The organism is Stackebrandtia sp., assembly GCF_035643755.1.
In the GTDB taxonomy this organism is placed as follows: Bacteria; Actinomycetota; Actinomycetes; order Mycobacteriales; family Micromonosporaceae; genus Stackebrandtia.
In genome coordinates, this window is record NZ_DASQPW010000019.1 from 1 (window position 1) to 7,928 (window position 7,928).

Genomic DNA, 7,928 nt, shown 5'->3' on the forward strand with positions numbered 1-7,928 from the left:
CGTGCACGGCGTCGGGTGTGGTGCTGGCCGGGTCGGTGGGCCCGGCCTCGGGGTGCTGCTGCGCGTGGCGGGCCAGGCAGGCCAGCACCAGCGGGCTGCCGCCCCCGCGGCGCACCAGGTTCTTGACGGCGGGCTCGGCCAGGCCGGGCGCCAGGTGCCGCACCAGCGCGGTGGCGGCGGCATCGCCGATCGGCGGAATGTCCAGAGTGAGCGCGCCGGCGGTCAGACCGGACGAGATCGTCTCGGGCAGCCGGTGCGGGGTGCGCAGCGCCGCCAGCACGCGACAGTGCTCGGCGACGCGCGGCAGCACCGCCAGCGTCACCGGGTCGCACCATTGCAGGTCGTCGATGACCAGCAGCCCGCCGCGGACCCGCGAACGCACCGCCTCGGCGCACAGCGCCACGTCGTGGGTGGGCAGCTTCGCCCGCACCGCCCGGGCCAGCGCCAGCCCCGGGGTGGCGCGCAGCATCGACAGACCCCCGCCCGAGTAGACCGGGCCGCGAAACGCCGCGGCCACCCGGTGCAGCACGTGGCTGCGCCCCGAGCCGGCGGGCCCCGACACCAGTACCAGTCCCGGCTCGGCGAGGCGGGAGGCCGCGGCCGTGGCCACGGAGGCCCCCGCGGCGGGGTCGTCATCACGCGGATGCTGTTCGGCGTCGGGCGCGTCAACGGCTGGCACGTGACTCCTTCTGGCGATCAGGACCGCGCTCAGGCGGTGCGGTGGCACGAAACAGGGATGTCAGTGGGGTGCCTTCTTCGTAGGGTCGCAGGTATCAACCGAGAAGACAATGTGTCCCCTCGGGCGATGACCCATGGACATCATATTTTGACAAAGGAAGACTGGCGATGGCCGCACCGGCTGACGGTAGGCTCGCACCCGGCGTCGGCTCGGCCCGGGCGCGGCTGCATGCCGCCCGCAAGCCTTGCGGTAGCGTCGAATTGCCCGCCGTCGAGCGTGTCGCGTGGGTGCACCTCGTCCGGGCGTGTGCCGCGTCCGGAACCGCTGTCGAATTGGGAAGGAGGCCGGCGCCCCGGCCCGGGGTCCACGCCCAGGCTGCCCAGCGCCCCCACACCATGGCATCTGGCCCATTGAGTACTCGTGTTGCCGGTTTGTGCACCGAGATCTCCCCCCGCTTGTCGCCCCGATCGCGCGCCGAAGTCGAGGGGGTGCGTGCCCGCATCGGCCAGCCCTTGCGCGTCGCCATCGCCGGACGGCTCAAGGCCGGAAAGTCCACGTTGGTCAACGCGTTGATCGGACGGCGGGTGGCCCCCACCGAGGTCGGCGAGTGTACCCGCATCGTCACCCAGTTCCGCTACGGCACCTCCGATCGCGTGGACGTGGTGAAGCGGGACGGCACCCGCGTCAGCCTTCCGCTGGACGAGTCCGGCATGGTCCCGCAGCGGCTCAAGGTGCCGCGCGAGGAGATCGCCTACGTCGACGTCACCCTCACCTCCGACCGCCTGGAGAACCTCACCGTCGTCGACACCCCCGGCATGTCCTCGGTCAACCAGTCGATCTCGGACGAGGCCCGCAAGTTCCTGTTCGACGCGCCCATCGCCGACGACATCGACCCCGATTCGCAGTCGGCGCTGTCCAGCGCCGAGGCGATCATCTACACCTTCACCCAGTCGGTGCGCGAGGACGACCTGCAGGCGCTGGAGGCGTTTCGCACCATGTCGTCGCGGCTGTCGTCCAACCCGATCAACTCCCTGGGGTTGTTCAACAAGATCGACAAGCTGGCCCCCAACCCCGCGGGCGACCCGTGGCCGGTGGCCGAACCCTTGTCGCGCAACCAGTCCAAGGTGATGCGCCGCGTGGTGTCGGACGTGGTCCCGGTGGTGGGGCTGCTGGCCGAGACCACCGAGGCCGGCCGGCTCACCGCCGCCGACTGCGAGGCGCTGCGCAAGCTCGCCGAACTGCCGGCGGCCGAACGCCAGATCATGCTGGCCGCGGCGTCGCTGTTCACGTCCCGGGAGTCGTCCATCGGCGTGGAGCAGCGCGAGCGCCTGCTGCGCCTGCTGGACCTGTACGGCATCAACTTCGCCGTGGCACACCTGGTGGCCAACCCGCACATGGCCACCGGTGAACTGGTGCGGCTGCTGTTCGCCGCCTCCGGTTTCCCCCGGCTGCGCCAGACCCTGGACCAGGCGTTCCAGCTGCGCACCGACGCCATCAAGGCCGGCTGGGGCCTGACCCGGCTGGAGGCGCTGGCCTCTTCCACCGAGCACCCGCCGGAGCGGGAGCTGCTGCGCGACGCCATCGAGCGCGTGATCCAGGACCCGCAGTACCACCGCCTGCGGCTCATCGAGGTGGCCGCGCAGGTCACCACGGGTACCGTCGAACTGCCCAGCGACATGGAGTCCGAGATCGCCCGCCTGGCGCTGACGTCCGACGCCTCCCACGTGCTGGGGCTTCCCGCCACCGACACCGAGGCCCTGGTCCGGGCGGCGCTGGAGGCCAACAACCGGTGGCGCGCCTTCGCCGTCGGCGGCGCCTCGCCGGCGCAGGCGCGGGTCGCCCACGTGGTGGCGCGCGGATTCCACCTGTTGGCCCAGCAACTGCGCGCACCCCGCACCGCCCACTGAATCGTCCGACACCAAGGAGAAATTCGATGTCGACAAGCCACCTGAGGTTGATCGCCGCGGTGGCGGCCATCGCCGCCGCGGCGTTGACCGGCGCCGTCACCGGCCTGTTGGCCGCGACGAACGACGAGATGTTCGTCGCGCCCGTGGCCGCCGCCGGTTTCGCCGGCGCGATCATCGCCGGCCTGGTCATCCTGGGGTTGCTGGGGGGACGGTTGAACCAGCGCGCCGCGGCACCGGCCGCCGCGCCCGCCGGCCCCGACACCGCCGCCCTGGCGGCCATCGACCAGCTGCACGCCGAGCGCCGCGCCCTGATCGACACGTGCATCTACGTGCGCGACCGGGCCACCAGCCAGGCCATCGCCGACAAGATCGGCAACGCCCTGTCGGAGGCCGGCGTCACCACCGTGGCCCCGGTGGGCGAGCGCTTCGACCCGACCCGGCACGAGGCCGGCGGCACCACGCCCGCGCCCGACCCGACCCACGACGGCATCATCGCCGTGGTGGAGACCGTCGGCTATGCGGACCGGGCGGCGGTGCTGCGTAACCCGATCGTCACCGTCTACCGCAACGCAGGTGCCGCATGACCACCACCGATTCCGCTCCACAGTCCGCGCCGGCCAAGAAGGACCCGGTGGCGGCTTTGGACAAGCTGTGCAAGACCGCCGTCACCAACGGCATCGCGGCGTTGCGCAAGGTCGACGCCGACGGCGCCCAGGACCTGGACGCGATGCGCCGCGAGGCGTCGGACAAGCCCACCATGGTGGTCGTCGGCGAGACCAAGCGCGGCAAGTCCTCGCTGACCAACGCGCTCATCGGGGTGCCGAACCTGTCGCCGGTGGACGCCGCGGTGGCCACCAGCTCGTACCTGGAGTTCGAGCACGGCGCCGAGCACACGGTGCAGGCGTTCGTGCCGGGCAACGAGGTCCCGGTGCCGCTCAACCCGTCCGACATCCGCGACTGGGGCACGACGCTGGGCCAGCTGCCCGGCGGGGTGCGTCCGCCGCGGCGGCTGCGCATCACGCACTCGGCGCCGCTGCTGCAGTACCTGAACCTGATCGACACCCCGGGCGTGGGCGGCCTGGACGCCATGCACGCCGAGGTGGCGCTGGACGCGGTGAGCCGCGCGACGGCGCTGCTGTTCGTGGTGGACTCCTCGTCGCCGTTCTCCAAGCCGGAGCTGGACTTCCTCATCGAGGCCAGCAAGCGGGTCAACTTCGTGTTGTTCGCGCTGACCAAGACCGACGCCTACCCGGGCTGGCAGCGCATCCGCGACGACGACATCGCGCTGCTGCAGACCCACGCGCCGCGCTTCGCCAACGCCCCGTTCTTCCCGGTGTCGTCGCGGCTGGCCGAGATGGCCCTGACCATGCCGCCCGACGCCGCCAAGACCCTGATCGACGAGTCGAAGATCGCGATGCTTCAGCACGCGCTGATCAACTTGGGCGCCAAGGGAAGCATCCTCAACAGCTCCAACCTGTTGCGGGCGCTGCGCAGCGAGTTCATCCGCCTGGACATCGGCGTCACCGAGAAGCTGCGCACCCTGGACCCCGACCCGCAGCTCACCGAGAAGCTCAAGGCGGACAAGCAGCGGGTCATCAAGCTGAAGCGGGGACAGTCCAAACAGTCCAACATGGCGCTGCGCACCGAGATCCAGCGCGCCCGTGTGGAGGCGACGTCGCGGCTGCGCACCTACGTCCAAAAGCTCCAGGAGGAGCTGTTGGCGAAGACCGAAAAGGCCGGGCGCAGCGACATCAAGAACCTGCCCACCGAGGTCGACCGGGCGCTGCACGCCCTGTCGGTGCGGTTGAGCCAGGAGCTGGACTACCGGTTCAAGGTGCTGGCCGACCGCACCCTGCGGCAGATGTTCCCGCCGCAGGAACTGGCGCAGGTGATCGGGCGGATCAACGCCCAGCTGCGCATGCAGTCGGGCAGCAAGCCGCGCCGCGAGGCCAGCGGCGACAACGCGATGCTGGTGATGTCCTCGGCGGGAACCGTGATGATGGGTACCCGCGTGGTGACCATGATCGGCGGCGGTGCCGCCGCGGCGGCCACCGGCGTGGCCACCGTGGCCTTCGCCGCCACGGGTATTGGCCTGGGCGTCGCCGCGGCGGCGTTCATGATGTACAAGAAGAAGGTCTCCCAGGACCGGCAGCAGGCCGGGCGCTGGGTGCGGGAGGTGCTCGGCGAGACCCGGGCGTCCCTGCAGGAGGAAATCCAGTACCGCTTCACCGAGGTCGAGTACACGTTCAACCTGGCGCTGGACGACGCGCTGGAGAAGCGCGGCGAGGAGCTGGACAAGCAGATCGCGGCGTCGGAGAAGGCCCTCAAGCAGGACAACGCCACGCGCGTGAAGAAGAAAGAGGGCCTGATGAAGCGCCGCGAGGCCTTCAAAACCAAGATCAAGCAGGTGGACGAGGTCTTGGCCAAGACGAAACCTATCTTGCCGCAGGCATCGGCGGAAGGGTGAGGCAGGGATGAGCATGGACTGGCCCGACGAATCCGAGGGCGCCGAGTCAGACAACGGCATCGACGACGGGGGGATGGACGACAACGGCTACCCCGACGCGTACGACGACGCGGCCGATCACGACGCGCTGGCCGATGACGGCCTCAGCGACGACGGCGACGACAACGCGGACAACGCCGACGACTCCGCGGGCACCGACGCATCCGACGACAACGGCATCGACGCCCACGACGACGCGGCCGGGGCGCACGACGCCGTCGACCACGACGACGCGGGGCATGACGGCGACGGCGCGGACCACGACGCGGTCGACGCCACCGCCGATGACACAGTGGACCACCACGACGCGGTGGACGCCGATGACCACGGCGACGATCCGCACGACGACGTGCACGTCGAGGTGGTGGACTCCGAGACCGTCGGCGTCGACCCGGACGCGCACGCCGACGCCGACGACCCCGCCTTCACCGCGGAGTTCCCGCCCGACCTGGATCTGGACGCCCGGCCCGAACCGGTCGACGGCGCCCCCTGGTCGGACGCCGGACTACTGGGGTCCACACCGGACTACAGCGGCGGCCTGGACACCATCGACCACACGGCCTTCGACCACACCGCCTCCCTGGACGACCTGTTCGCCATGGACGGTGCCGCCGCCGACGGTGGCGGGGGCGGCTGGGATTCGCTGGCGCACTCGCCGGACCCGGCGGTGTCGTCGCTGGCGCGGTGGTGGCAGCCTTAGCGACGCGACACGGGGGGTGTCATGGACGGCCGGGTGCCGGTGATCGTGGTGGACGCGGCCAATGTGGTGGGTTCGCGCCCCGACGGCTGGTGGCGCGACCGGGCCGGGGCGACCGCGCGGCTGCGCGACCGGCTCGGTGACGTGGCCTCCGAAGGAATCGAACGCGGTCCGTCGTGGGCGCGCGGCGGCCCCGTCGAGGTGCTGCTGGTGGCCGAGGGGCGCGCCCGGGGCGTGGCGTCGTCCGACACGGTCACGGTGGTGGACGCCCCCGGCAGCGGCGACGACACGATCGCCGCCCTGGCCGCCGAGCACGCCCCGCATCGGCGCTGCCTGGTGGTGACGTCCGATCGCGGTCTGCGTCAACGCGTCGAGCGGGCGGGGGGCAGCGTGGTGGGGGCGCGGGCGGTGGCCTGAGACTCGTTTGAGCGACGAGATCGATACCGCCGACACATTCGACACCCGATGTAGTAGGTTCGGATATTCCCATACCGCGCATTCGCGGGCGACACTTCGATCCACTGCGGAGGTTCGGGTGACCGAACCTGATTACTACAAGATTCTTGGAGTGACTCCGGCGGCCGAGGCCGCCGAGATTCGCCGGGCCTATCGACACAAAGTCCGCGACGCCCACCCCGACGCCGGTGGCGATCCCGAAACCTTCCACATCCTGCAAGAGGCGTACGAGACTCTCACCGATACCCAGCGGCGCCTGGAGTACGACGCCGCCACCGGCAACCGCCGCCCGGTGTGGCAGCGCGGTTCCCGCCGCGCGCCCGGGCGGCACACCAAGTCCCGCAAGGTGAAGGCGTGGCGGGTCAACACCGTGGTGGACGACCCGCCGGGCGGGCCCGGCGAGGTGATGGCGCGGCCGTGGTTCATCGACATCGACCCGAATCGGCGGCTGCGTTACGCGCCGTCGGTATGGCAGCGCGGCAGCATCTGCGCCGCGGCGGGTGTCGTGTGGCTCTACCTGAGCATTCAGCTGTGCGCCCTGGTGCTGTCGGGTTCGGGCCCGGCGCCGCTGCGGGCGCTCATCGTCCCCTATGTCCTGTTGGTGACGGCGTTCGTGGTGGCCGCGTGCGTGCGGGTGATGCGGCCCGCCAAGCCGCTGGCCACGATCATCGGGGTGGCGGCCGCGGCGCTCATCGTGGCGTGGTTGTCGGGGTTCTCGCTGGCGGGCGTCTTGATGGGGCTTCATCTGATGGGTGCGGTGGCCCTGCCGTGGACGGTGCGGCAGTTGCGCTTCGCGGTGCGGCTGTTGGCGGCGGTGCGCACGGCACTGCGTGACTTCAACGCCTTCGCCCCCGGCGGCGCCCGGCCCAGCGCGGACCGCCGCACGGGCGCGGTGCTGCGCACCCTGCTGGAGCGGCTGCCCGCCGCGCGGTTGTTCGTGCGGGTTCCCGTGGGTGCCCGCCGCGCCGAATACACCGTCGTGTGTGGACGCAGGGTCGCGGTAATCGCTCCCCCGATCCCGCGCTCGGCGGGCGATTCGGGCGCCGCGGCGCTGCCCGGCGCCGTCGACGACGTCTCCCGCCTGCTCAGCGGGGTGCAGGTGCGCGGCTTCGTGGTGTGGCCGAACCTTCCCGTGGATCGGATCTCGGGCGCCGACGCGGTGATTCGGCACCTGTCGGCACCCGACGCGGCGGGCGAGATCGGGCGCTGGCTGGCCAACGACCCCTACACGCTGCACCTGCCGACGCTGCGGCGGCTGCGCGATCGCCTGGCGGCCGCCGACGCCGCCACTTCTTCGCCCCGCCACACGGTCGAGGTATAGGACGTGCAGTAAGGTGAGCCTTCCCTAAGAAGCTGGTCGGCAGCTTCTGACGCCAAGGGAGGTGCCCGCTGTCTCCTCTCGACACCGCCGCCGCGCGCTCGTCCGTCATGGTGCGCCTGTGGGCGGCCGCGTCCCGCGAGGACCTCCCCAACATCGCCGAACGCACGGTCGACGACGCGGGACTCACCATCACCACCCGCGACGGCCGCGTCGTGCGGGGCGGCGTCCCGCGCCCCTTCGACGCCGCCTGCGGCCCCGTCACCGTCGACGGCACCCCCGTCGACGATCCCGCCGCCCTGGCCGCCCTGCTGGCCCACGGCAGCCGCCACGCCGAGCGCCTCGCCTCCGAGATCACCGCCTCG

Annotated in this window: 7 protein-coding genes and 1 pseudogene; 7 read left to right on the plus strand and 1 reads right to left on the minus strand. The window is 71.5% G+C overall.

Annotated elements, in window-relative coordinates:
- Positions 1-679, minus strand: a 679-nt coding sequence (locus VE172_RS01390; RefSeq protein WP_324796080.1) for a hypothetical protein, incomplete at its 3' end; no start/stop codon positions are given.
- Positions 680-1,167: 488 nt separating this feature from the next.
- On the opposite strand from VE172_RS01390, the gene VE172_RS01395 reads away from it, so the two are divergent.
- From VE172_RS01395 to VE172_RS01425, 7 genes and pseudogenes are all read left to right on the plus strand, one after another.
- On the plus strand, positions 1,168-2,586 hold the full coding sequence (locus VE172_RS01395) for a dynamin family protein (RefSeq protein WP_324796083.1): 1,419 nt from the start codon (positions 1,168-1,170) through the stop codon (positions 2,584-2,586).
- 26 nt (positions 2,587-2,612) lie between these two features.
- Positions 2,613-3,170: a nucleotide exchange factor GrpE gene (locus VE172_RS01400; protein ID WP_324796086.1), complete on the plus strand. Its 558-nt coding sequence runs from the start codon at positions 2,613-2,615 to the stop codon at positions 3,168-3,170.
- Complete coding sequence (locus VE172_RS01405; protein ID WP_324796089.1) at positions 3,167-5,053, plus strand: dynamin family protein; 1,887 nt, start codon at positions 3,167-3,169, stop codon at positions 5,051-5,053. Before VE172_RS01400 ends, VE172_RS01405 begins: the two co-directional genes overlap by 4 nt.
- Before the next feature lie 7 nt (positions 5,054-5,060).
- Positions 5,061-5,792: a hypothetical protein gene (locus VE172_RS01410; RefSeq protein WP_324796092.1), complete on the plus strand. Its 732-nt coding sequence runs from the start codon at positions 5,061-5,063 to the stop codon at positions 5,790-5,792.
- A 21-nt stretch (positions 5,793-5,813) separates the two neighbouring features.
- On the plus strand, positions 5,814-6,206 hold the full coding sequence (locus VE172_RS01415; RefSeq protein ID WP_324796095.1) for an NTP pyrophosphohydrolase: 393 nt from the start codon (positions 5,814-5,816) through the stop codon (positions 6,204-6,206).
- 118 nt (positions 6,207-6,324) lie between these two features.
- Positions 6,325-7,566, plus strand: coding sequence for a J domain-containing protein (locus VE172_RS01420; protein WP_324796098.1), 1,242 nt, complete (start codon positions 6,325-6,327; stop codon positions 7,564-7,566).
- A gap of 107 nt (positions 7,567-7,673) precedes the next feature.
- Positions 7,674-7,928 (plus strand): annotated as a pseudogene (locus tag VE172_RS01425) (hypothetical protein); the annotation flags it as partial.

Excerpts from the sequence above, each read along its gene's own strand:
- VE172_RS01400 (WP_324796086.1), top strand. The coding sequence starts at position 2,613 with ATGTCGACAAGCCACCTGAGGTTGATCGCCGCGGTGGCGGCCATCGCC.
- VE172_RS01405 (WP_324796089.1), top strand. The coding sequence starts at position 3,167 with ATGACCACCACCGATTCCGCTCCACAGTCCGCGCCGGCCAAGAAGGAC.
- VE172_RS01410 (WP_324796092.1), top strand. The coding sequence starts at position 5,061 with ATGAGCATGGACTGGCCCGACGAATCCGAGGGCGCCGAGTCAGACAAC.
- VE172_RS01415 (WP_324796095.1), top strand. The coding sequence starts at position 5,814 with ATGGACGGCCGGGTGCCGGTGATCGTGGTGGACGCGGCCAATGTGGTG.